We start from the raw sequence: 22,301 nt of genomic DNA on the forward strand, positions 1-22,301 counted from the left end.
ATCCACCGTGAGGAGACAGCGATGTCCCACCGGCCCCACGCCTCCGATCCGCAGCCCGGCGCCGAGCAGGCCCCGGACCTCGACTTCGAGGGCACCACGCCGTACGAGGACTACGTCCAGGCCGAGGTCCTCACCCACCTCCAGCACCCCCTCTCCGACGATCCGGGAGAGCTGGCCTTCCTGGTCACCACCCAGGTCATGGAGCTGTGGTTCACCGTGCTCGTGCACGAGTGGCAGACGGCCGCCGGCGCGCTGCGCGAGGACGACCTGCCGGGCGCGCTGGCCGCGCTCAAGCGCTCCGTGTACGAACTCCGGTCGCTCAACGCGTCCTGGGAGCCGCTCGCCCATCTGACCCCGGCGCAGTTCAACTCCTACCGCGGGGCTCTCGGCGAGGGGTCGGGCTTCCAGTCGGCGATGTACCGCCGGCTGGAGTTCCTGCTCGGTGAGAAGTCCGCCTCCATGCTGGTGCCGCACCGCGGGTCCCCCCGGGTGTACGACGAGCTGGCGAAGGCGCTGCACGAGCCGAGCCTCTACGACGAGGTGCTGCGCTACCTCGCGCGCCGGGGAGAGGACATCCCGGCGGCGCTGCTGCGGCGCGACGTCACGCTGAAGTACGAGCCGGACCCGGCGGTCGAGGCCGTCTGGGCGCGGGCGTACGCGGCCGAGGCGGACGGCGGAGCGGGCGGCGCGGCCGAGGCGGACGGCGGAGCGGGCGGCGCGGCCGAGGCGGGCACGCCCGGCGCGGCGGACACGGTCCGGCTGGGGGAGGCCCTCACCGAGGTCGCCGAGCTGGTCTGGCGATGGCGCAACGACCACCTGGTGGCCACCCGGCGGGCGATGGGCTCGAAGACGGGCACGGGCGGCTCGGCGGGCGTGGCCTGGCTGGAGAAACGTGCCGCCAAGAACGTCTTCCCGGAGCTGTGGACAGCGCGCAGCCATGTCTGACGCCCCGCACGATGCCTCACAGGACACCCCGCACGACCTCTCGCAGAACGCCGCCCCGCACCACATCCAGCCGAGTCAGGAGCCGCGTATGGACGTCGCCGCAGACCTCGCCGCCGCGCACCCGGACCTCGCCGCCGAGGCCGCCGCGCTCGACGCCACCGACGAACTCGCCGCCAAGCGCGCCGAGTTCGTCCTGGACGAGGAGACCGTCTACCTGGACGGCAACTCCCTCGGCGCGCTGCCCCGCGCCGTCCCCGCCCGCCTCGCCGACGTCGTCGCCCGCGAGTGGGGCGAGCTGCGCATCCGCTCCTGGGGCGAGTCCGGCTGGTGGACGGCGCCCGAGCGGGTGGGCGACCGTATCGCCCCGCTGCTCGGCGCCGGGCCGGACCGGGTGGTCGTCGGCGACTCGACCAGCGTCAACGTCTTCAAGGCGGTCGTGGCGGCCGTGCGCCTCGCCCGCGAGGACGGGCCCGGCCGGGACGAGGTGCTCGTGGACGAGGCGACGTTCCCCACCGACGGCTACCTCGCGGCCTCCGCCGCCCGGCTGACGGGCACCCGGCTGCGCCCCGTGCCGCCCGCCGAGCTGGCCTCGGCCCTCGGGCCGCGTACGGCCGCGGTGCTGGTCAACCATGTCGACTACCGCACCGGCGAGCTGCAGGACCTGCCCGGCCTCACCGCGCACGCGCACCAGGCGGGCGCCCGCATCGTGTGGGACCTGTGCCACAGCGCGGGGGCGCTGCCCGTCGGACTCGACGCGTACGGCGTCGACTTCGCCGTCGGCTGCACCTACAAGTATCTCAACGGCGGCCCCGGCGCGCCCGCCTTCCTCTACGTGCACGGTGATCTCCAGCAGCGCTTCGACTCCCCGCTGCCGGGCTGGCACTCGCACGCCGACCCGTTCGCCATGGCGCCCGAGTACGCCCCCGCCGAGGGCGCGGTGCGGGGCCGTGTCGGCACCCCGGACATCCTCTCGCTGCTCGCCCTGGAGGCCGCGCTGACCGTCTGGGACGGCGTGGACCTGGCGGTCGTACGGGAGAAGAGCCTCGCCCTCGGGGACTTCTTCCTACGCTGCGTGGAGAGTTACGCGCCGAAGGGCGCGCTGCGCAGCGTCACCCCGACCGCGCGGGAGCGGCGCGGCAGCCAGATCTCGCTGCGCCGCGCCGACCGGGGGGTGGGCGATCTCTCGGGCGCGGAGGCGATGGACGCGCTGATCGCGCGCGGTGTCATCGGCGATTTCCGCCGTCCCGACATACTGCGCTTCGGCTTCACCCCGCTCTACACTTCATTCCTGGACGCGGAGCGTGCGGCGCGCGCGCTGGGGGAGGTCGTCGGTTGAGCGATGATGCGGAGTGGGACGCGCTGCACGGGCTGGAGCCCGTCGCGCCTGAGCAAACCGTCCGGTACGGACCGCACCCCTCCCAGGTGGTCGACCTCTACGGCACGGGGAACGGGCCCCGGATCACCGTGCTGCACGGCGGGTTCTGGCGGGAGAAGTACGACCGCACCCATCTCACCCCGCTCGCCGCCGCGTTGGCCGAGCGGGGATACGCGGTGGAGCTGGTCGAGTACCGCCGGGTCGGCGGAGGCGGCGGCTGGCCGCAGACGGCGGAGGACGTCGACGCCGCGCTCGAACTCCTGGGCCCGCCACCGCATGTGCTGCTCGGCCACTCGGCGGGCGGCCAGCTCGCGCTGTGGGCGGCGGCCAGGCGGGAGCGGGCGGCGACCGCGCGGGTCCTGGTGGTCTCACCGCTGGCGGACCTGCTGCGTGCGCACGAACTGCGGCTGAGCGGCGGGGCGGTCGCCGAGTTCCTGGGCGGCGAGGCGGAGTGGGATTCCCGGCTCGCGGACGCCAACCCGATGAAGCTGATGCCCCGGGTGCCGGTGGAGATCCTGCACGGCACGGCGGACCGTGAGGTGCCCGTCGAGATCTCCCGCCGGTACACGAACGACTGGGGCGCCCGCCTGCACCTGGTCTCCAGCGGGCACTTCGCGCCGGTGACGCCCAACACCCCGGCCTTCGGCGTCCTGTTGAGCGTGCTGCGCTGACGCGGGGGCTCGCGCAGGTACTGACGCGTGCGCTGAGGCAGCGCCGACCCGCGTGCCGGCGTGCGGCGGGGGCGGTGCCCGGCCGGGTAGGCGTACGCGGGTGCGCCGCGTACGCCCACGCCGTGCCTGCCCGCCTGGAGCGCGGTGACGGGCTCGACCGGGTGTCGTCTCAGGCCAGCAGCCGCTGCCAGTCTCGCGTGGAGAGTTCCCCGCCCACACGGCTCCCGCCGCGCAACGCGCCGAGCGCGTCGGCGACTTCGCCGTCACCGCCCGCCCGTGCGCGGGTGGGCGTGATCAGCGGCCACAGGTCGGAGCCGAGGTAGCCGGTCTCGTCCGCCTTGCTGTGATGCAGCGCGGAGCAGGCGTGCGGCTCGATGCCGTGCGTGTCGGCCAGCTTCGCGACCGCCCGCTTGGTGTCCGTGCCGAACACGCCGTCCACCGGCAGGCCTTCGAAGCCCTTCGCCCGCAGCAGGTGCTGTGCCGCCCGTACTCGGGCGCCGGTGTCGCCGGGCCGCAGCAGCGGCCAGACGGCCGGGGTGACGGAACGTACGCCGAGCACGTCGGCGACCGCGTCCCGCAGCTCCTGGAGCCGCCCGTACAGGACCTCGCCGGGGCACTCGGTGGAGTTGAAGTCCCGGTGCCCCATGATGTTCTCGACCGGCCGCCCGTACTGCGCGGCGAGCCAGGCGACCAGTTCGACCAGCGAATCCCAGAGCGCCTGCGGTACGTCGACTTCGGTGTAGAGGCCCTCGTTCTCGATGCCGACGATCTCGCTGTTGTGCCCGCCGACGTTGGCGCCCTGCACGTGCTGGGTGCCGCCCTGCGCCACGCCCAGGCTCTCGTGCCGCCCCTCCAGGACGTAGCCGCCCCGGCTGTTGGTGAACTGCTGGCCCGAGTCGGCCCAGCCGTTGCCGTCCATGTGGTACGCCTGGATGTCCCGGCAGATCTGCATGGCGTGTTCGAGCGAGTAGTCCTCGCTGTTGCCGGGCGAGGCGGTGTGGTGCACGACGATGTACGTCGGTACGTGGTCCAGGATGACGATGTCGCTCGACGGCGGGCGGGCGCCCCACTCGGCGGTGGTGTGGACGCGCGGTTCGGCGGCGCCGGCGCGGCGGGCGGTCACGGGGGTGGCGCCCGCGGAGGTGCCCGTCACGGGGGTGGCCCCCGCGGAGGTGGCCGCCGCAGAGGTCGCCGCCGTCAGCCCGAGGGCTCCGGCGGCGCCTGCGGTGAGTCCGCCGCGCAGCAGGGTGCGGCGGTCGAACCGGGGGCGGGGGTGGGGTCGTGGTGCCATCTCGGTCTCCTTCGGCGTGGGGGCGGGAGGTGTCCGTGGGGGGACTCCCGTGGTGCTCGGGGCGGGCGGCCCCGTCGGCATACTTCCGTTCGCGGCCCTGGTGGCTCAGGCCGGTTTACGCGCGTAGTCCCAGTAAAGTCACCGCGCCATGTACGCGACAACCTCGGGAACGCGACCGGACCGCATCTCCCCGGTGAACTACCTGAATCCGCCATCGCGAATGCCCCGTAACCGAGGGAATCGGACCGTGCTTTCTCCGGTCCGACCAGTGAAAGGCCCGCCTGCCCCGGCCCGGGCCGCGCCACACCCGCCACCGCCGGGACGTTCCCCCGTACGGGCCGCGCCCGTGCGGAGGGTCCGACGGAACGGCTCCTGCGGGCGCCGCCTGGGGCCGTGCCCGCCCTGGCGTGGGGCGGCACTCCCGCCTGACGGGAGCGCTCGGCTTCCCGGAGGGCCGGGAGGAGGAGCCGGGACGGAGCGGGCGAAGCGAGCGCAGTGCACCGGACGCCGCATGCCCCGCCCCGCCCCGTGGGCGGGCGGGCGGCGCCAGGTGCACGGCACGGCACGGGCCGCACCCGCACCCGCACCCGTGTCACCACAACCGGTCGATCTCGCCGGAGTACAGCGCGATCCGGGAGTGTGCGAACGCGGCGCGGTGCCGCCGCGCCTCCGCGGTGAAGAACTCCGCCATGGTCACCTTGTCGAAGCCCGGCCGGTCGCTGGGGAACGGCTCCTCGCGCGTGCCTCCGACGACCACCGCCCCGTCGAGCGCCTGCCACCCCGCCCGCTCGTAGAACCGCCGGAGCGGCCGGTCGCAGGTGAACAGCCCCAGTTCGAGGCCGTGCGCCGCCATCACCGCGCGCGCCTCGGTCACGAGCCGCAGCCCGTGGCCGCGCCCCCGCGCCTCGGGCCGGGTCACCACGGCGCTGAGCCCGCCCGCGCGGAACCCGCGTCCCGCGTGCGTGACCTCCTTGCGGAGGATGTCGAGCACGGACAGCACCGTCGTGCCGTCGACCAGCAGCAGCGACAGCGGGCGCAGCGCCGGGTCGTGCCGCGTGCTGGCGCCCGGCCAGGCGTCGCTGCGCAGCCGTGCCGCCTGTCCGTGCAGCGCGGGCGGGGTCTCGGCGGCGGGGTATTCGACGATACGCACGCGCCGATTCTGCCTCTCACCGCTCCTCGACGCCCCCGGTTCCCCGCCCGGCAGGGGCCGGACAGTGCCGGGTCACGACCCGCCCCCGCCGGCGGCCACGGTCAGGGTGCGGCCCTGCGCCGTTCCCTCGACCGCGTCCACGTACGCCTGGCAGGTGCAGGTTCGGCGTACGCGGCTCCGGGACGCTGGCGGTATGGACACACACGCGGAGCTGGGCGGGTTCCTGCGCTCGCGGCGGGCCCGGCTGCGGCCGGAGGACACCGGCCTCCCCACGTACGGGGGCCGCCGTCGGGTGCCCGGTCTGCGCCGGGAGGAGCTGGCGCAGCTGGCCGGGGTGAGCGCCGGGTACTACACCCGGCTCGAACAGGGGCAGAGCCCCAACGCCTCGGACGCCGTGCTCGACGCCGTCGCCCGTGTCCTGCGTCTGGACGAGGCCGAGCGCGCCCACCTCTACACCCTCGCGCGCCCGCAGCCGCGTGCCCGGCCCCCGGCGGCAGCAGCCCGGCCGGAGGCGGTGCGGTCCGGCGTGCGGGCCATGGTCGAGTCGTTCGGGCCGGTGCCCGCGCTGGTCATGGGGCGCTACCTGGACGTACTGGCGTGGAACCCGCTCGCGCACGCGCTGCTGGCCGGGCACTTCGACCCGGCGGCCCCGGGCCGACCGGCCGACCGCCCCAACATCGCCCGCATGCTCTTCCTGGACCCTCACACGCGCGAGCTGTACGGGGACTGGGACCGCAAGGCGCGCGCCACCGTCGCCGACCTGCGGCTGATCTCCGGCCGACGGCCGGACGACCCGGGGCTGACCGGGGTCGGCGAACTGACGCTGAACAGCAATGAGTTCGCCGAACTGTGGGTGGTGCATTCGGTGGGGGACTGCGGCGGCGCCACGCGTACGTACCGTCATCCGGTGGTCGGCACCATGGAGTTGGGGGTCCAGCTCATGTCGCTGCCGGAGGACGACGGGCAGCGGGTGGCGGTCTTCTGCGCCGAGCCGGGCACGGCCTCCGCGTCCGCGCTGCGGCTGCTCGCGGACATGGCCGAGGGGGCGGGCGGCCCAGGGTGTGACGGCCCGCTCCCGGGGGGAGGGGCCGTCAACCTGCCGTGTTGCGGCGCGGATTGCTACGGACATCTACGGGGCTGCGTCCCCGCCTGACTCCCCGCCCGTCTCCTCGTCCGCGAGGAGCGCCAGCCGCTCGGCGATGTGCGCCTGGGCGGCGGACTTGTCGAGCCCGATGTCCGCGAGCGGGCCGTTGCCGTCCTCGACCTCGAACAGCGCGAGCAGGATGTGCTCGGTGCCGATGTAGTTGTGCCCCAGCCGCAGCGCCTCGCGGAAGGTCAGTTCCAGCACCTTGCGCGAGCGCGCCTCGTACGGGGTGAGGTCGGGCACGTGCGCGGCCTTCGGCGGCAGCGCCCCGAGCAGGCTCTCCCGCAGGTCCGCCAGGGCCACGCCCTGCGCGGTGATCGCGGACGCGGCGAGCGCCTCGGGCTCGCTCAGCAGCCCCAACGCCAGGTGCACGGGGTGGATTTCGGAGTTCTCCGCCGCGTGTGCCTCGTTCTGCGCTGCCGTCACGACGTTCTTGGCGCGCAGGGTGAAGCGGCTGAAGCCCTGGCTCATGTCGAGGGCCGGCGACTGGTCGGAGTCCTTCGTCACGAAGCGCTTCTGCGCGGCCTGTTTCGTGACGCCCATGCTGCGGCCGATCTCCGTCCAGGAGGCGCCGGAGCGGCGCGCCTGGTCGACGAAGTGGCCGATGAGGTGGTCGGCCACCTCGCCGAGGTGATCGGCGGCGATGACCGCGCCGGAGAGTTGGTCGAGGGAGTCGGTGTGGGACTTCTTGATGGCGTCGATGAGTTCGTCGAGCGAGATGGGGCGGACCAGGCGGGCCGGATTCGTCATGCGTCAACGATAGGTTGACGCCCTTCGACCGTCAACCCCGAGTTGACGGTAGGGGGGGGAAGTGGCACGGGCGGCCGGTCACGGCCGGCGCGGCTCCTGCGGAGCCTCCTCCGGCGAATCGTTTGGCGTCTCGTCGAAGACCTCGTCGAAGAGGTCGAGCATCGCCCGCCAGGACCGCTCGGTGGAGAGCCGGTCGTAGCCGACGCCGGGCAGTACGCGCTGGTCGGGGTCGTCCTGCGGGCGCGTGAAGCTGTGCAGGGCGCCGCCGTAGATGTTCATGCGCCAGTCGACGCCGGCGGCCCGCATCTCCTCCTCGAAGACCAGCCGCCGCCCGGCGGAGACGATCGGGTCGTCCGCGCCCGTGCACACCAGGACCTTGCCGGTGATGTTGCGCGAGTCGTGGGGGTTGGGGTTGCTGAGGCCGGGGTGGAAGCCGACGATCGCCTTCAGGTCCACGCCCGCACGGCCCAGTTCGAGCACGACCGTGGCACCGAAGCAGTAGCCGATCGCGGCCAGCCGGGACGGGTCTGCCCTGGGCTCGGCCAGGAGTACGTCGAGCCCGGCCGCGCCTATCCGCCGCGTACGCTCCGGGTCCGCCGCCAGCGCCTCGATCCGGCCGAGCATCTCGTCCGGGTCGGTGAGGTAGCGTCCGCCGCCGTGGTAGTCGAGGGCGAAGGCGACGTAGCCCAGTGCGGCGAGCGCGTCGGCCTGGCCCTTCTGCTGGTCGCTGAGCCCCGGCCCGTCCGGTCCGACGAGCACCGCGGGCCGGGGGCCACTGCCTTCGGGGAGGGCGAGGTGTCCGCGCATGGTGGTGCCGTCCGCGCGGTATTCGATGGCCTTGGTCGTCAGCACGAGATCAGATCCTCCGTCGGCTCGGAGTCGGGTCGGAGTCGGGTCGAGGTCGCTCGGGGGTCCGTTTCCGGCCGGAGCGCTGCGAGCCGGCACGGGGAGGGCGCGGAGTGCGGCCGCCGGGAACGCTGCCCCCTCAGGCTCCCGGATCGCGCATTCCACGGTAGTGGCGGAGCCGACCCGTCACCAGGTTGCGTACCCGGGGAAGGTGCGCGCCCTGCCCGTGTCGAGACCGCTCCGGCGCCGTCAGGGCGCGGCGGCGAGGGGCGGCTCCTGGGTGCCGAAGACCCAGGGCGCCAGGACGACCAGCCAGCCGTCCGGGTCCTCGAAGAGGACGGCGCCGCGTTCGGGCCAGTACGGGTTCGCCGCCGGTACGGGCGCGAGGCCGTGCGCGGTGAGCCGGTGTACGGCGGCGGCGACAGCCGCCGGGCCGCGCAGGTAGAGCACGAGTTGGTTCTCGGGGTGGGGTGCGGGGATGCGGGGCGGGTCTCCATGCTGGGTGATCTCCATGTGCACGGGGGCGCCGGGCAGCCCCAGCACGATGCCGTCGTAGCCCGCGTGCCCGCGCCACCGGGCGAGTACGGGCAGGCCGAGCACGTCCCGGTAGAAGCCGAGCACCTCCTCGTACCGGGCGGTCGGCCGGGCGAAGCGGACCGCGCCGACGTCGAGGTGGGCGGGCCAGGAGTGTGTGGTGGTCATACGGCGATGCTGGCAGGGGGCGGCGGGGCGGGCATCCGTCAAGTGTCCCAGCGGGCAAGGGCCGCTCGGCCTACGACCCGGGGCGCGTACGGCCGCCCCCGCCCCGCTGTCCCCCGGCCCCCCCCGTCCCGCCGGCCCCCCCGTCCCGCCGCCCCCGCCGTCAGGCCCGGGTGCCCGCCGGGGCGCGCCCGGTGAGCGCGGCGGCCAGCGCACCGGCCGCCAGCGCGCCCGCCAGCCAAGTGACCGACGCGACGCCCGCGCCGTTCGCCAACAGGCCGCCGGCCAGCGCGCCGAGGGCGATCGAGCCGTTGAAGACGCCGACGAACAGCGACGAGGCCGCCTCCCGTTGCGTCGGCGCGGACGCCATCAACCACGTCTGCGTACCGACGGACACCCCGCCGTACGCCAGCCCCCACACCGTCACCAGTACCGCGGCACCGGCCACCGAACCGCCCAGCACGGGCAGGAGCAGCACCGCCGCCGCGAGGACGGCGCTCAGCGCGGCGACGGTCGCACGCGGGGAGCGCGCGGTCAGCGTGCCGGACGCGAAGTTCCCCGCGACGCCCGCGACTCCGTACACCAGCAGCAGCGTGCCGACGAGCGCCGGGCCGACCCCGGCGACGTCCTCGAGGATCGGGCGGATGTAGGTGTACGCGGCGAAGTGCGCGGTCACCAGCAGGCCGAGCACGATCAGGCCCGTACGCAGCCGGGGTTCGCGGAGCAGACCCAGCACCCCGTCCAGCCGTACGGCCCGTTCGGCGGGGAGCCGTGGCAGCAGTACGGCCACGGCCGCCGCCACCAGCAGGGCCAGCAGCCCGGCTGCGGTGAACGCGACGCGCCAGCTGGCCAGTTCGCCGAGGTAGGTGCCCGCGGGCACGCCCAGGACGGAGGCGACGGCGACACCGCTGAAGATCAGCGAGGTGGCCCGCGCCACCGACCCCGGCGGCACCAGCCGCGCCGCGAGACCCGCCGCCAGCGTCCACACACCGCCCATCCCGAAGCCGAGCAGCACCCGTGCCACCACCATGAGCGCGAAGTTCGGCGCCCAGGCCGTCAGCAGGTTCGCCGCCGCGAGCAGAGCCAGCAGGACGACGAGCATCGTCCGCCGGTCGCGGCGCCCGACGCCGAGCGTGATCAGCGGAGCGGACAGCGCGGCCACCACGCCGGTGATCGTCAGAGTCAGGCCCGCGGTGCCCTCCGAGACACCCAGGGTGTGGCCCATGGGGGTGAGCAGGCCGACGGGCAGCATCTCCGAGGTGACCACGGTGAAGGTGCCGAGGGCGACCGCGCCCACGGCGAGCCACGCGCGGGCGCCGGCGGGGGCGGCGGGATCTGCGGGACCTGCGGGCTCGGCCGGGTCGGCCCGGCCGGACGGCTGGGCTGGGGTACTTTCCTGACCTGCGGCGCGCACGCTCTCCGGACTCTTGGGCATGCCCCCAGGGAAGCCGAGGCGCGGTGTCGGGAACAACGCCGAGTTCCTCATCCTTCTATGAGCTGGACTCATCGATCCACGGAGCGCGGAGGGAGGCCGGAGATGAGCGGCGGTGTCGAGATACGGGAGCTGGAGTGCTTCCTGGTGCTGGCCGAGGAGCTGCACTTCGGCCGTACCGGCGAGCGGCTGTACATCTCGCAGAGCAGGGTCAGCCAGCTGCTGCGCGCGCTGGAGCGGCGGATCGGCGCGCGGCTGGTCGAGCGCACCAGCAGGCGCGTGAGCCTCACCCCTTTCGGGGAGACCTTCCTCGCCTCGCTGTGCCCCGCGTACGACAACCTGCGGATGACGATCGACGACGCCCGCGCCGCCGCGCGCGGTCAGCGGGGGCGGCTGCGTGTCGGCTTCCAGGGCACCCTGCACCGCGACGTCATGGCGGCGATCACGGACTTCCGCGCGGACTGCCCCGACTGCGACACCGACATCGTGGAGATCCCCCTCTCGGACCCCTTCGGCCCGCTGCGGCGCCGCGAGGTGGACATCGCCGTCCTGCTGCTGCCGCTCGCCGAGCGCGGCCTCACGCTGGGGCCGGTGTTCTCCAAGCAGCCGCAGCACCTCGCGCTGCCCGGACAACACCCCCTGGCAGAACGGGAGTCGCTCACGGCCGAGGACCTCGCGGACGTCCCCCTCCTCACGATCGCCGGGCCCGCACCCAGCTACTGGCGCCGGGTGCACGCGCCCTCGCGCACGCCGGGCGGCGCGCCGATCCGCCACGAGGCCACCGTACGGACGCTCCAGGAGGGCCTGAGCCTGATCACCGCCGGGCGCGGGGCGATGCTGCTGTGCGGTCCGACGGCCGAGTACGCGGGCGGGCGGGGCATCCGTTTCGTGCCGGTCACCGGGCTGCCGGACTCCGCCCTCGGGCTGGTGTGGCCGCAGGGGCAGGAGACCGCGCACACCCGCGCCTTCTCCGCTGCGCTGGCGGCTGCGCTGCGCTGAGCGGCGCGGGGCCGCCGCGCGGGGCCGCCGGGTGGCGGGGGCACGACTTGGGGGGCACCCCCCGTACGCGTCATACCTGGGAGCCAGTGCGCAGGTGGGCTCTGTAGCGGGACGCGGCGACGCGGCGACGCGGAGGCGGTGGCCCGTGGCTGAGCGGCACAGATGGCGGCGGCGCTGGTGGCGACGGGGGTGGTGTCGGTGGCGCGGGTCCTCGGCCTGCTCGCGCTCGCGCCGCTGTGGCTCCTGCTGACGCTGGCCGTGTTCACCGCCGTGACTCCGCTGCTCGCCCGGCTGAGCCCGTTGTGGCCGCCGGCAGCGGCGCTCCACGTCGACGCGTACCGCATGGGCTACGAGGACGCCCCCCAGCGGCTCGGCGGATTCAAGGGGCCCCGCCAGTTGCGGGGCCCCTGCCGCCCGGCCCGCCACCGCCGTCAGGCGGGCTTGCGCGCCTCGATCAGGAAGCGGGCGGAGTGGGCGACGAACGGGCCCTCCGCCGTGATCCGCTCATGCAGTGCGCGCAGCCGCTCGCGGTACGCCTCGACGGTGAAGCCGGGGACCATCCAGACCACCTTGCGGAGGAAGTAGACCACCGCGCCCACGTCGCGGAACTCGACGCGCAGGGTCTCCGCCCGCAGCCCGGTCACCTCCAGTCCGGCCGCCTCCGCCGCCCGCCGGGCGTCCTCGGGGTGGCGGCGTCGGCGCGTCTCCGCGGACTGCGGCCCGAGGAAGTACTCGACCAGCTCGAACACGCTCGCCGGGCCCACGTGCTGAGCCAGGTACGCCCCACCCGGCCGCAGCACCCGTGCGATCTCCGCCCATGCCACGTTCACCGGATGGCGGCTGGTCACCAGGTCGAAAGCGGCGTCCGCGAAGGGCAGCGGCGGTTCGCCCGTGTCCGCGACGACGACCGCGCCGCGCGGGTGCAGCAGCCGCGTCGCCTTCGCGAGGTTCGGTGGCCAGGACTCGGTGGCGGCCATCACGGGCGGGAAGTGCGGTGCCCCGGCCAGGACTTCGCCGCCGCCCGTCTCGAGGTCGAGTGCCGCCGACACCTCGGCCAGCCGCGTGCCCATCAGGCGCTGGTAGCCCCAGGAGGGCCGTTCCTCGGTGGCGCGGCCGTCGAGCCAGGAGAAGTCCCAGCCCGCCACGGGAGCGGCCTCGGCCTCGGCGACCAACTCCTCGAACGTACGGGCTGCGGCGGAGGCTGCGACTGCGTCCGGTGACCGGCTGTCCGTGTCCATCCGCGCATCATCGCCCGCCCCCGGGACACCGGCCACCGGATATCTGCCCGCCGCCGCGCCCCCACCCGGCGCACCACCCCGCGCCCCCGCCCCGTGCCCGTCCGCATCCCCCGTCCGTGGGACGCGGGTTGCACCGAAAATCGCTGGTCGTACGGCGTTCTTCGCGATCCCCGGCCTGAGCGTTTGCAGAATCGGACATAACGCTTTCTACTTGCTAAAGGCACACACACCTACCCCCTAGGGGATGATCACATGATGCCTGTCGGTACTCCGAACACGCTGACCACGAAGACCATGGCGGACGACGTCGAGTCGCTCCTCAACCCCGAAGAAGCGGAAGGCACCTTCCGCGACTCGGCCGAGTGCGGCGGCGTCGTGCTGCTCGCCGGTCTGCTGCTCGCTTCGCCGCCCACCCCGCGGCCGAAGAAGGGCTGACCGTACTGTGGCAGCCGAACGCTCCGACGCTACGAGCCGCTTGCCGGTCATCGTGCAGGAGTTCGCATCGGCGGCCGTCCTCGCCCTTCGGGGCGGGGACGGCCGTTTCGATCTCCTGGGTTCCGTGCTCAGCCGCCCCGACGACCCGGCGACGGTGGCCGCCGCCCGCGTGCTCGGAGCCGACGTCCTCGCCCCCTGCACGCTCGCCGGGCAGGCGCCGAGCGAGGCGGACGTGGCGCTGGTCCAGGGCGCGGTCGAGGCGTTCCCGCCCGGCGCCGACGCGTCGCCGGTGAGCGCGTGGAGTCACTGGGGTATGCGCGCCGCGCTGCACCGCGTCCACGGCGGGCCGGGCGTGGACGACCACCCCGCCTCGGAGTGGGTCGCGGCCGAGCCCTGGCAGCGCCTGTCGCACCCGCTCTCCCAACTGGCCGCGCTGGCCGTCCCGGGCCTGCCCTCACCGCTGGCCGGTGCCGTGGCCAAGCGGCCCGTCGACCTGGCGCGCGGGTTCGTCCGCGCGGTGCGGCGGCGCGACTGGCTCCAAGCGGCCGGTACGGGCCGCTGGCTGGCGTCCGTCGACGGCGTGCCCGAATCCCTCGGCCTGGACACCGGACTCGACTTCGTCCACCACATGTGCCCCTCCGACGCGCGGGTGACCCTGCACGTGCGGGCCGCGCAGCGAGCCCGCGAGGCGGCGGGCCGAGCCGGGGCGTATCGGTGAGAGCGGCGGAGCTGGAGCGGATCTCGCTCCCGGCGGTGGCGTGGCTGCACGCCCACCTGCCGGACTTCCGGCTGCCCCCGGACGCCACCTCCCCGGGCGGCGACCGCAACGCCACGCTCAAACCGCTGGGTGAGCTGACCCAGTTGAGCGCGTCCATCCTGCGCGCGAGCGTCCCCGGCGGCACGCAGCACCGGCTCGCGCACGCCATGCTGGACTTCGCCTGGCGCGAGACCTCGCAGGGGCAGCTCTTCCTGACCCTCGTACGGGGCGAGCCGCACGCGACGTATCCGATGGAGTTCTACGCCTCCTTCGCCGAAGCCGGTCTGCGGCTGCCGGAGTTCGAGGAGTACGTCCGCTTCATGGCCACCTTGCGCGCGTGGAACGTCACCGAGCACGAGCCCACCCGGCTGCTGGCGCTGGTCAACGGGCAGCGCAGGATGGGCATTCCGGTGCGCGGCGACGTCGAGGCGGCGATGCGCCGCACCTGGCTGGGCGGTCTGGCCGAGCCCTGGGCCTTCGAGACCCGGGCCGGGTACGCGCTCACGCACTACGTCTTCCACGTCACCAACTGGGGCCGGGAACCAGGCCGGTTGCCCCCGGAGGTGCTGGAACACCTCCTGCTGTGGCTGCCGCCCTGGCTGGACTCCTGCGTGGCGGGCGAACTGTGGGACCTCGCCGGCGAACTGCTGGCCGTGGCCGCCTGCCTCCCCGCCCCCGAGGACGTGCCGCTCGCCGAGGCGTGGCGGGCGTACGCGGGGGCGCAGAACAGCGAGGGCGCGTTCGCGGAGTCCGGGCCGCCGCCGCCCCTGCCGGAACCGACGGGCACGTTCCGCTCGTGCTACCACTCCACGCTGGTGGGCGCGTTCGCCGCCGCCCTGGCCGCAGCCCGCGCCCGCGACGGCGGTGGTGGCGACCGCGACCGCGCCGCGCAGGCCGACCCCACACCCGACCCCGGCGGAGGCCGCCCGTGACCACCACCCCCACCCCCCAGCCCATCGGCCCGGAGCTGCTGCACCACGTGGGCGTGCGGGCGCTGGAGTGGCTCGCCGCCCACCGCACGTACTTCCGCGCCCGTACGGACGCCGACACCCCGGTGCGGGAGGTCGGCGAGCGCCTCAAGCCCATCGGTGAACTCGCCGTCATCGGCAAGGTGCTGCTGCGCGAGGGCGTGGCCGGTGCGCAGCAGGCCACGCTCATCCGCCAGTTGCTCGACCACTGCTGGCGGGACCTGCTGGAGTCCGGCGAACTGCTGGCCTGGACGCTGGAGAGGGACCCGCTCACGCCCATCCCGCTGGAGCTGTACGTGCCGTTCCAGGAGATGGGCTACCACAACGCGGCCGTCGAGGAGGCCGCCCGGGTGACGCGCGGGCTCGCCAGCTGGTCGGCCCTGGAGATGGTGCCCAACCGCCGCCTCGGCCTCTCCCGGGTGGAGATCCGGGCCGGGATGCCGCCGAGCATCGACGTCGCGGAGGCGGCCCGGCGGACCTGGCTGGGCCGCACGCCGGAGCCGTGGACGGTCGGCCAGCACATCGCGTACGACGTGACGCACACCGTCTTCCACCTCACCGACTGGGGCGAGCACCCGGACGCGCTGCCCCCCGACATCGCCGACTACCTCTCCCTGTGGCTGCCCGTGTGGATCGACGACTGGGCCGCGCTGGAGAACTGGGACCTGCTCGGCGAACTCCTCGTCATCGACGCGTGCCTGCCCCGCCCCGCCCTCGACCCGGCCGCCTGGCGGCTGTTCGCACAGGCACAGCAGCCGGACGGCGCGATGCCGCTCCAGGGCACGCTGCCGCCCGGCGACCCCTCGGACACCTTCGACCTCGCCTACCACCCCACGCTGGTCGCCGCGTTCGCCTCCGTCATGGCGACCTCGCGGGCGATGTCCGCGCTCACGGCGTCCCGCCCGTGACCTCCGCCGCGCCGTCGCGGGTGCTCTCGGCCGGCGACCCGGAGCTGGCGCGCACGCTCCGCGTCGCGCTGTCCGGCGTGGACGCCCCCGACGTGGTCCTCGCCCACACCCGCCACGGCCTGCGCACCGTCGTCACCGGCGGTACGGGCCCCCCGCCGGCCGCACCGACGGCGCCGCGCGCCGAACTGCGCTACGAGCTGGGCTCCGTCACCAAGACCCTGACCGGCCTGCTGCTGGCCGAACTGACCCAGCGCGGCCTGGTGCGCCGCACGGACCCGGTGCTGGCCCGGCTGCCCGCCGCCCTCGCGCTCAGCGCCCCGCCCGACCGCCACCGCGACGCCGCCACACTCCTGCACCTGATCACCCACACCGCCGGACTCCCGCGCCTGCCCCGGGATTTCTGGGCGCAAGCCCTCCCGCGCCTGCGCACCAACCCGTACGCCGCCTACCCCAGGGAGCGGCTGCTGGAGGCGTTCGTGCGCGGCAGCGGCCCCCGCCGCGCCCCGGGCAGCCGCTGGCACTACTCCAACTACGGCGTCGCGCTGCTCGGCCAGGCCCTGGCCACCGCGACCGGGACGCCGTACGAACAGCTGCTGGCGCGGTGGGTCCTGGAGCCGCTCGGCCTGCGCGCCACCGGGTGCGCGCCGCGGGGGCCGCACGCCGACGCGACGGGCCACGGGCGGGACGGACGTACCGCGCTGCCGCCGTTCGACGCCGGGGGGTTCGCCGCGAGCGCCGGCGTCCGCTCGACGCCGGAGGACCTGCTGCGGCTGCTGGAGGCCCACCTGCGGCCGGAGGAGAACGCCCCGGAGCTGGGCGAGGCGCTGCTCGCCGTCCGCGAGCCGATGCTGCACCGGGGCTGGCGGCACCGCCACACGCACACCCTGACCTGGTTCCGGCACCTCACCGACCGCGGGCCGCTCTACTTCCACTCGGGCGCGACCATGGGGCAGGAGGCCTTCCTCGGCTTTCGCCCGGCCACCGGCACGGCGCTGGCCGCCCTGGCCACCCGCCGCTACGCGCGCTCGGGCGCGCTGGCCCCGACGGCGTACCGGCTGCTCACCGAGGGCGCGTAGCGTCCCGGCCCCGGGTGAGGGCGGGGGCGCTCGCCGAACGCCCCCGCCGAACGCCCCCTCGCTACGCGCCCCGCGCCGCTACGCCGCGCCCACGTACGCCCGCAGGTGCTCCGCCGTCAGCGTGTCCCCGTGGGCCACCAGGTCGGCCGGGGTGCCCTCGAACACGATCCGCCCGCCGTCGTGCCCGCCGCCCGGGCCGAGGTCCACGATCCAGTCGGCGCGCGCCATGACCGCCTGGTGGTGCTCGATGACGATCACCGTGTTCCCGTCGTCCACCAGCCGGTCCAGCAGCGCCAGCAGCTGGTCCACATCCGCCATGTGCAGCCCGGTGGTGGGCTCGTCCAGCACGTACACCGCCGACTTCTCCGCCATGTGGATGGCCAGCTTGAGCCGCTGCCGCTCGCCGCCGGAGAGGGTGTTCAGCGGCTGCCCCAGCCGCAGGTAGCTCAGCCCGACGTCGGCGAGCCGGTCGACGATGGTGCGGGCCTGCCCGCCGGGGAAGAACTCCTGCGCCTGGGCCACCGACATGCCCAGCACCTCGCTGATGTTCCGGCCGCGCAGCGTGTACGTCAGCACCTCGGGCGTGAAGCGCTTGCCCTCGCACTTCTCGCACACCGAGGCCACCCCGGCCATCATGGCCAGGTCGGTGTAGACGAGGCCGATGCCGTTGCAGTGCGGGCAGGCGCCGGCCGAGTTGGCGCTGAAGAGCGCCGCCTTGACGCCGTTGGCCTTGGCGAACGCCGTGCGTACGGGCCCCAGCAGCCCGGTGTAGGTGGCCGGGTTGCTGCGCCGCGAGCCGCGGATGGGCGCCTGGTCGGCGACGACCACACCCTCCCGGGGCGAGACGTAGCCGTGGATGAGCGAACTCTTGCCGGACCCGGCGACGCCGGTGACGACGGTCAGCACCCCGAGCGGCAGGTCGACCTTGACGTCCTTGAGGTTGTGCAGCCCGGCCCCGGCCACCGACAGCTGCCCGCTCGGCTGCCGTACGGTCGCGCGCAGCCCCGCCCGGTGTTCGAGGTGCCGTCCGGTGAGGGTGTCGGAGGCGCGGAGACCGGGCACGTCGCCGGTGTAGCAGATCCGTCCCCCCGCCGTGCCGGCGCCGGGGCCGAGGTCGACGACGTGGTCGGCGATGGCGATGACCTCGGGCTTGTGCTCGACCACGAGCACGGTGTTGCCCTTGTCGCGCAGGCGCAGCAGCAGCTTGTTCATCCGCTGGATGTCGTGCGGGTGCAGGCCGATCGTCGGCTCGTCGAAGACGTAGGTGACATCGGTGAGACTGGAGCCCAGGTGGCGCACCATCTTCACGCGCTGCGCCTCACCGCCGGAGAGCGTGGAGGAGGTGCGGTCCAGGCTCAGATAGCCGAGCCCGATCTCGACCAGCGAGTCCAGCGTCTGGCGCAGGGTCGCCAGCAGCGGCGCCACGGACTCGTCGTCGATGCGGCGTACGAACTCCGCCAGGTCGTTGATCTGCATCGACGAGCACTGGGCGATGTTGAGCCCGTCGATGGTGGAGGAGAGCGCGGCGGCGCTGAGCCGGGAGCCGCCGCAGTCGGCGCACTCGGCGAAGACCACGGCCCGGTCCACGAAGGCCCGCAGGGCGGGCTGCATCGACTCCCGGTCCTTGGTGAGGTACACACGCTGGACCTTGTTGACGAGGCCCTCGTAGGTGATGTTGTTCGAGCCCACCTTGATCTTCGTGGTGGGCTTGTACAGCAGGTCGTCCCACTCGGCGGGCGTGAAGTCGCCCAGCTTGGTGTCCGGGTCGTAGAGCCCGGAGTGGGCCAGTACCTGCCAGTACCAGGAGTCGACGGAGAATCCGGGCACGGTGATCGCGCCCTCGTTGAGCGACAGTTCGCGGTCGACCAGCTGGTCCACGGCTATCGTCGACACCTGCCCGATGCCCTCGCACACCGTGCACATGCCCTCGGCGCTGTTGAAGCTGAAGGCGGTCGACGTGCCGATGTGCGGGGTGCCCAGGCGGCTGAAGATGATCCGCAGCATCGTGTACGCGTCGGTCGCGGTGCCCACGGTGGAACGGGAGTTGGCGCCCATCCGCTCCTGGTCCACGACGATGGCGGCGCTCAGGTTCTCCAGGCTGTCGATGTCCGGCCTGCCCAGGCTCGGCATGAAGCCCTGTACGAAGGCGCTGTACGTCTCGTTGATCAACCGCTGCGACTCCGCGGCGACCGTACCGAAGACGAGGGACGACTTCCCGGAGCCGGAGACCCCGGTGAAGACGGTGAGGCGCCGTTTGGGGATGTCGAGCGAGACATCCGCGAGGTTGTTCTCCCGGGCGCCGCGCACCCGGATCACGTCGTGGCTGTCGGCGGCGGAGACCCCGCCGCCTACAGCGGGCACGGCACCGGGCGACGCGGCGGAGTCGGTGGTGAGATTGCTGGCGAGATCGCTGATGGCATCGAAGGACATGAGACCGGCTCCCCTGACTTCCCCCGTGATGACACTGGCCGCGAGATCAGCGGCCGACCGACATTACCTGCCACTCCGGCCCGAAGCGAACGCGCTCCCGGGCGAGCCGGGGCGCCAGGCGGCGAGCAGGTCGGCCGGTCCGTACGCCGCCTGGAGCCCGCGGCAGTCCACGCCGCTGCGGGAGACCGCCACCAGCGGCACCGGCTCGTCGGTTACCGCCGCACGGTGCTTGTGCAGCGCCGCGAGGTCATGGCTGTCGAACGGGCTGTTCTCCAGCCACTTCACCGAGCCGAGGAACAGCAGGCGCTTGGCGACGGGCTGCCGGTCGGCGCCGACGATGTCGACCGGGCCTGCGTCGCCAGGATGCCGCCGACGCCCTCGTGCACCCGCTCCGCGAGGAGCCGCGTGAGCACGGTGTCTTCGCGCAGCGGCGCGCAGCGGCTGATTCCGGCTGCGGCGATCACCCGGCGCCGTGCGCGCCCGCTGCCGGGGCCCCGTCCGTCGCCTACACGTCGTCCCAGGCCATCGCGCACATCCGCCAGCCCGCAGGGGTCCGCAGGAACTGCGTGGTCTTGCCGCCGGAGCCCTCGAACCACTCGCCCTTCAGGTATCCGGACTTGCGGTACTCGCTGAACCGGTGCGCGACCGTCCCGAAGATCTCGGTACGCTCGGCGACCTCCCACTCGGAGAACTCCGTGAGCGTCCCGTCGGTGAGCATCTTCTCCCGAGGTGTGATGAACCCGTCGAGGTCGTAGATCACGGCATTACCGCCGACGTTGCTGATGATCATGCCCTGCGGGATGAACACCTCGCGGATCACACCGAGGTCCGGCCGGCGCCCGTCGGTGTTGGTGAACGCACCGAGGAACGTGTGCGTCAACTGATCCAACTCGGCCTTGACATCCGACATGGCTGCTCCTGACGTTCGTCATCTGTGCTGCATGCACGGAACCATGATGGCGCACGGCGGTGAGCTGCCCTCACCGCGTCCGGCCAGCACGTCCGGCGCGAGGAGCCCAGCCCGCACCGTACGGATGCCCGCGCGTCGTCCGCCGCGTCAACCGCGCTCGCGCGGTGGGCGATCACGATGACTCTGCCGAGGGACGGGCGTACCGTTCTGAGTGTCTACGTCAGAACGGAGAGCACCATGCCGCAGTGGGCCGAGTACAGCACGGGTGAGCGGATCAAGATGCTGCGAGGGCGGGAGATCAAGCAAGCTCAGCTCGCCGAGATGACCGGGCTGTCCATCGTGACGATCCAGAAGGCCGAGCAGGACAGAGCACTTTCCCTGCCCACGCTGCTCGCCGTCGCGGACGCGCTCTCCGTCGATACCTCGGTCATCCTCGGCCAGCAGGCGCCCCGGCGAGCGATGGCGCAGACGGAGCGCACCACCATGCGCCGTATCTCCAACGCAGTGCACGATGTCGCGGCAGGCTGCGTCCCGTCCACGTCGGTGCCTCTGACACTGCCCGACCTGGACAAAGCCACTCGTGCGGCGTGGCGTCACTACTGGACGGGTGACTACGTCGAGTTGGGCGCCGTCCTGGTCCCGCTGCTCGCGGACGCGGCGGTCACGGTCCGAGAGGCGGACGGCGACCAGCGGGCGCGCGCCCTGGCGCTGCTCTCGGACGCCTACCAGATCGCCGCCTGCTGCGCGAACCTCCTCGGCGCGCGGGACCTCGCGTACGCGGCCGTCGGCCACGCCCGGCGTGCGGCGGAACGGGGTGAGGACGAGTTGCGCGCTGCCCGTATCGATTCCGTACGAGCCTGGGTGTACATGCGCGACGGGCGGCTCACCGACTCGCTGGAACTGTCCCAGCGGGCGGCGGCAAGGGTGGAACCCCGGTATTCGGACGCCACGCCGCAACTGCTCACCGTCTACGGCAACTTGTTGACGCACTGCGCGGTGACTGCTGCGCGACTGGAGCGGCACGACGTGTCCGACTACCTGTCGCAGGTGCACGCCGTGGGCGCCCGGCTCGGGCGCGAGCACGACTTCCACGGCGCGCGTTTCGGCCCGACGACGGCGACGACGCAGGCGGTGGGCATCTCCGTCACCACCGGGCAGGCCGGGAAGGCCCTGAAGCTCGCCGGTTCCGTGGCGACGGATCGCCTGGGCACGCTCGCGGTGGCGGCGCGCAACCGCTACAAGCTGGACCTGTCACTCGCGCAGGCGGACGCACGCATGTGGGACGCGTCGCTGGACACCCTGGAGGAGACGATTCTCGCCGCACCGCAGTGGTCGCGGCATCAGGCTCTTCCGGGGATCATCCTGGAGCGCGTCGGTCGGGCATCTACTGCTCGGCTGCGGCGGGTATCGCGACTGATGGGCACAGCAATGCATCACTGACTGGTACGTAGCGGACGACTCTGCGTGGTTGAGGGCTGATGAGTCGTCCCCGGCGGGCGAGTCGCAGACGCAGGACCTCGGGAAGTCGTCCGCTCCGGCGCTTCATTCGCACAGTGTGTAGCGGCACTGTTACGCACATGCAGAGAACAGCAGAAGACCGTCGCCGACGCCGGAACATCGCAGACGCCAGCGCGCTCGTCCGCACCAGGGTCATCCTCTACTCGACGGGCGCCGCCGACACCGTCATCCCCGTCCTCCATGTGCTCCGCGAGTACGCCACCGCCCGCGACTGGTCGCCCGCCGCTGAACTCGGTGACGTCGCACGGGACGAAGCCCCACTGAGCGACCGCGAACGCTGGCCCGCCGTCCGCCGTGTGATCGAGTCGGGTGGTGCCCACGGCATCGTGGTCCTCCAGTCACCGTGCTCCTTCTCGGACCATGCCCGCGTGCGCGACTGGCTGGACGCGCGCCACGCCTGGCTCACCTCGGTGCAGGACTGCCCGCACGCCCGGGTGTGCTCGTCGTGACCGCACCCGTCGCTGCGGTGCGTGCTGTGGTGGATCGGGCGTTGGCCTCGTTGACCGCTCCGGCAGGGCCTGAGTTGGCGGTGTTGGAGGGGGAGGTGCGGGGGTATGTGGTGGCGATACTGCCTGCGGCAGAGGTTGCCGCCGAAGCCCTTCCCCGCCGTTCGCCCGATTGGTGGCAGCGGCGTACCCGGCTGGAGATGATCCGCCAGCAGCTCGCGCAGCCTCCCGCGCGGGGGCCGCTGGCGGCGCATGTGCGGGTGCAGCTTCTGGCGCGGGACTGCGCCTGGCTCCTGGCCTGCGCGCAGGAGGC

The 22,301-nt window shown here is 73.6% G+C and carries 22 protein-coding genes and 1 pseudogene; 13 read left to right on the forward strand and 10 right to left on the reverse strand.

Annotated features, from left to right (window positions below):
- Positions 1 to 21 precede the first annotated feature (21 nt).
- The 3 genes from H299_RS0113900 (at position 22) to H299_RS0113910 (ending at position 2,991) form a co-directional block, all read left to right on the forward strand.
- A complete protein-coding gene (locus H299_RS0113900; RefSeq protein WP_027748901.1) occupies positions 22 to 945 on the forward strand; it encodes a tryptophan 2,3-dioxygenase family protein in 924 nt (307 codons plus the stop codon).
- An 88-nt stretch (positions 946 to 1,033) separates the two neighbouring features.
- Positions 1,034 to 2,281 (forward strand): kynureninase, encoded by a 1,248-nt coding sequence (gene kynU, locus H299_RS34065; protein ID WP_051262447.1) that lies wholly within the window; start codon positions 1,034 to 1,036, stop codon positions 2,279 to 2,281.
- Positions 2,278 to 2,991 carry an alpha/beta hydrolase gene (locus H299_RS0113910; protein ID WP_027748902.1) on the forward strand — a complete coding sequence of 238 codons (714 nt, stop codon included), beginning with the start codon at positions 2,278 to 2,280 and terminating at the stop codon, positions 2,989 to 2,991. The genes kynU and H299_RS0113910 overlap by 4 nt, the downstream gene beginning before the upstream one ends.
- A 169-nt stretch (positions 2,992 to 3,160) precedes the next feature.
- Here the strand turns inward: H299_RS0113910 and H299_RS0113915 are convergent, their stop codons facing one another.
- Positions 3,161 to 4,282: a peptidoglycan recognition protein family protein gene (locus H299_RS0113915; protein ID WP_037758918.1), complete on the reverse strand. Its 1,122-nt coding sequence runs from the start codon at positions 4,280 to 4,282 to the stop codon at positions 3,161 to 3,163.
- A gap of 592 nt (positions 4,283 to 4,874) precedes the next feature.
- Complete coding sequence (locus H299_RS0113920) at positions 4,875 to 5,432, reverse strand: GNAT family N-acetyltransferase (RefSeq protein ID WP_027748904.1); 558 nt, start codon at positions 5,430 to 5,432, stop codon at positions 4,875 to 4,877.
- Between the two features lie 193 nt (positions 5,433 to 5,625).
- Between H299_RS0113920 and H299_RS34070 the strand changes: the two genes are divergently transcribed.
- Complete coding sequence (locus H299_RS34070; protein WP_078512719.1) at positions 5,626 to 6,585, forward strand: MmyB family transcriptional regulator; 960 nt, start codon at positions 5,626 to 5,628, stop codon at positions 6,583 to 6,585.
- Here H299_RS34070 and H299_RS0113930 read toward each other — a convergent pair.
- The 4 genes from H299_RS0113930 to H299_RS34080 form a co-directional block, all read right to left on the reverse strand.
- Positions 6,562 to 7,326: a Clp protease N-terminal domain-containing protein gene (locus tag H299_RS0113930; protein ID WP_027748905.1), complete on the reverse strand. Its 765-nt coding sequence runs from the start codon at positions 7,324 to 7,326 to the stop codon at positions 6,562 to 6,564. The genes H299_RS34070 and H299_RS0113930 overlap by 24 nt on opposite strands.
- A 78-nt stretch (positions 7,327 to 7,404) precedes the next feature.
- Positions 7,405 to 8,133, reverse strand: a complete 729-nt coding sequence (locus tag H299_RS34075) for a dienelactone hydrolase family protein (protein ID WP_051262460.1) — start codon at positions 8,131 to 8,133, stop codon at positions 7,405 to 7,407.
- A 288-nt stretch (positions 8,134 to 8,421) separates the two neighbouring features.
- Positions 8,422 to 8,874, reverse strand: a complete 453-nt coding sequence (locus tag H299_RS0113940; RefSeq protein ID WP_027748906.1) for a VOC family protein — start codon at positions 8,872 to 8,874, stop codon at positions 8,422 to 8,424.
- 160 nt (positions 8,875 to 9,034) lie between these two features.
- Entirely contained in the window at positions 9,035 to 10,168 is a 1,134-nt protein-coding gene (locus H299_RS34080) for an MFS transporter (RefSeq protein WP_037759014.1), read from the reverse strand.
- Between the two features lie 240 nt (positions 10,169 to 10,408).
- Here H299_RS34080 and H299_RS0113950 point away from each other — a divergent pair, with 240 nt between their 5' ends.
- Positions 10,409 to 11,302 carry a LysR substrate-binding domain-containing protein gene (locus H299_RS0113950; RefSeq protein ID WP_027748907.1) on the forward strand — a complete coding sequence of 298 codons (894 nt, stop codon included), beginning with the start codon at positions 10,409 to 10,411 and terminating at the stop codon, positions 11,300 to 11,302.
- A gap of 431 nt (positions 11,303 to 11,733) precedes the next feature.
- On the opposite strand, the gene H299_RS0113955 is transcribed toward H299_RS0113950, so the two are convergent.
- Positions 11,734 to 12,540 carry a class I SAM-dependent methyltransferase gene (locus H299_RS0113955; RefSeq protein WP_051262448.1) on the reverse strand — a complete coding sequence of 269 codons (807 nt, stop codon included), beginning with the start codon at positions 12,538 to 12,540 and terminating at the stop codon, positions 11,734 to 11,736.
- Between the two features lie 252 nt (positions 12,541 to 12,792).
- On the opposite strand from H299_RS0113955, the gene H299_RS34085 reads away from it, so the two are divergent.
- The 5 genes from H299_RS34085 to H299_RS34095 are packed head-to-tail and all read left to right on the forward strand — an operon-like array spanning position 12,793 to position 16,684.
- Entirely contained in the window at positions 12,793 to 12,975 is a 183-nt protein-coding gene (locus H299_RS34085; RefSeq protein ID WP_106965795.1) for a hypothetical protein, read from the forward strand.
- A 7-nt stretch (positions 12,976 to 12,982) separates the two neighbouring features.
- Complete coding sequence (locus tag H299_RS0113965; RefSeq protein WP_037758920.1) at positions 12,983 to 13,693, forward strand: hypothetical protein; 711 nt, start codon at positions 12,983 to 12,985, stop codon at positions 13,691 to 13,693.
- Positions 13,690 to 14,664: a DUF6895 family protein gene (locus H299_RS34090; protein WP_078512721.1), complete on the forward strand. Its 975-nt coding sequence runs from the start codon at positions 13,690 to 13,692 to the stop codon at positions 14,662 to 14,664. Before H299_RS0113965 ends, H299_RS34090 begins: the two co-directional genes overlap by 4 nt.
- Positions 14,661 to 15,608 (forward strand): DUF6895 family protein, encoded by a 948-nt coding sequence (locus tag H299_RS0113975; protein WP_486587263.1) that lies wholly within the window; start codon positions 14,661 to 14,663, stop codon positions 15,606 to 15,608. The genes H299_RS34090 and H299_RS0113975 overlap by 4 nt, the downstream gene beginning before the upstream one ends.
- Positions 15,605 to 16,684: a serine hydrolase domain-containing protein gene (locus H299_RS34095; RefSeq protein ID WP_078512722.1), complete on the forward strand. Its 1,080-nt coding sequence runs from the start codon at positions 15,605 to 15,607 to the stop codon at positions 16,682 to 16,684. Before H299_RS0113975 ends, H299_RS34095 begins: the two co-directional genes overlap by 4 nt.
- Before the next feature lie 78 nt (positions 16,685 to 16,762).
- Here the strand turns inward: H299_RS34095 and H299_RS0113985 are convergent, their stop codons facing one another.
- The 3 genes and pseudogenes from H299_RS0113985 to H299_RS0113995 all read right to left on the reverse strand — a co-directional run bounded on the left by H299_RS0113985 (position 16,763) and on the right by H299_RS0113995 (position 20,024).
- A complete protein-coding gene (locus tag H299_RS0113985; protein ID WP_037759026.1) occupies positions 16,763 to 19,000 on the reverse strand; it encodes an excinuclease ABC subunit UvrA in 2,238 nt (745 codons plus the stop codon).
- A gap of 177 nt (positions 19,001 to 19,177) precedes the next feature.
- Positions 19,178 to 19,459, reverse strand: a pseudogene (locus H299_RS0113990) (hypothetical protein); the annotation flags it as partial.
- Positions 19,460 to 19,619: 160 nt separating this feature from the next.
- Positions 19,620 to 20,024, reverse strand: coding sequence for a hypothetical protein (locus H299_RS0113995; protein WP_027748912.1), 405 nt, complete (start codon positions 20,022 to 20,024; stop codon positions 19,620 to 19,622).
- A gap of 237 nt (positions 20,025 to 20,261) precedes the next feature.
- Here H299_RS0113995 and H299_RS0114000 point away from each other — a divergent pair, with 237 nt between their 5' ends.
- The 3 genes from H299_RS0114000 to H299_RS40425 all read left to right on the forward strand — a co-directional run.
- Positions 20,262 to 21,464, forward strand: a complete 1,203-nt coding sequence (locus H299_RS0114000; protein WP_027748913.1) for a helix-turn-helix domain-containing protein — start codon at positions 20,262 to 20,264, stop codon at positions 21,462 to 21,464.
- 137 nt (positions 21,465 to 21,601) lie between these two features.
- Positions 21,602 to 21,991 (forward strand): hypothetical protein, encoded by a 390-nt coding sequence (locus H299_RS0114005; protein ID WP_027748914.1) that lies wholly within the window; start codon positions 21,602 to 21,604, stop codon positions 21,989 to 21,991.
- 29 nt (positions 21,992 to 22,020) lie between these two features.
- Positions 22,021 to 22,301: DUF6415 family natural product biosynthesis protein (locus tag H299_RS40425; RefSeq protein ID WP_486587267.1), on the forward strand; the 281-nt coding region annotated here is incomplete at its 3' end.

This window comes from Streptomyces sp. CNH287, assembly GCF_000424825.1.

Excerpts from the sequence above, each read along its gene's own strand:
- kynU (WP_051262447.1), top strand. The coding sequence starts at position 1,034 with ATGGACGTCGCCGCAGACCTCGCCGCCGCGCACCCGGACCTCGCCGCC.
- H299_RS34075 (WP_051262460.1), bottom strand. The coding sequence starts at position 8,133 with ATGCGCGGACACCTCGCCCTCCCCGAAGGCAGTGGCCCCCGGCCCGCG.
- H299_RS0113900 (WP_027748901.1), top strand. The coding sequence starts at position 22 with ATGTCCCACCGGCCCCACGCCTCCGATCCGCAGCCCGGCGCCGAGCAG.
- H299_RS0113940 (WP_027748906.1), bottom strand. The coding sequence starts at position 8,874 with ATGACCACCACACACTCCTGGCCCGCCCACCTCGACGTCGGCGCGGTC.
- H299_RS0113930 (WP_027748905.1), bottom strand. The coding sequence starts at position 7,326 with ATGACGAATCCGGCCCGCCTGGTCCGCCCCATCTCGCTCGACGAACTC.
- H299_RS0114000 (WP_027748913.1), top strand. The coding sequence starts at position 20,262 with ATGCCGCAGTGGGCCGAGTACAGCACGGGTGAGCGGATCAAGATGCTG.
- H299_RS0113950 (WP_027748907.1), top strand. The coding sequence starts at position 10,409 with ATGAGCGGCGGTGTCGAGATACGGGAGCTGGAGTGCTTCCTGGTGCTG.
- H299_RS34085 (WP_106965795.1), top strand. The coding sequence starts at position 12,793 with ATGATGCCTGTCGGTACTCCGAACACGCTGACCACGAAGACCATGGCG.
- H299_RS0113955 (WP_051262448.1), bottom strand. The coding sequence starts at position 12,540 with ATGGACACGGACAGCCGGTCACCGGACGCAGTCGCAGCCTCCGCCGCA.
- H299_RS0114005 (WP_027748914.1), top strand. The coding sequence starts at position 21,602 with ATGCAGAGAACAGCAGAAGACCGTCGCCGACGCCGGAACATCGCAGAC.
- H299_RS0113995 (WP_027748912.1), bottom strand. The coding sequence starts at position 20,024 with ATGTCGGATGTCAAGGCCGAGTTGGATCAGTTGACGCACACGTTCCTC.
- H299_RS34070 (WP_078512719.1), top strand. The coding sequence starts at position 5,626 with ATGGACACACACGCGGAGCTGGGCGGGTTCCTGCGCTCGCGGCGGGCC.
- H299_RS0113915 (WP_037758918.1), bottom strand. The coding sequence starts at position 4,282 with ATGGCACCACGACCCCACCCCCGCCCCCGGTTCGACCGCCGCACCCTG.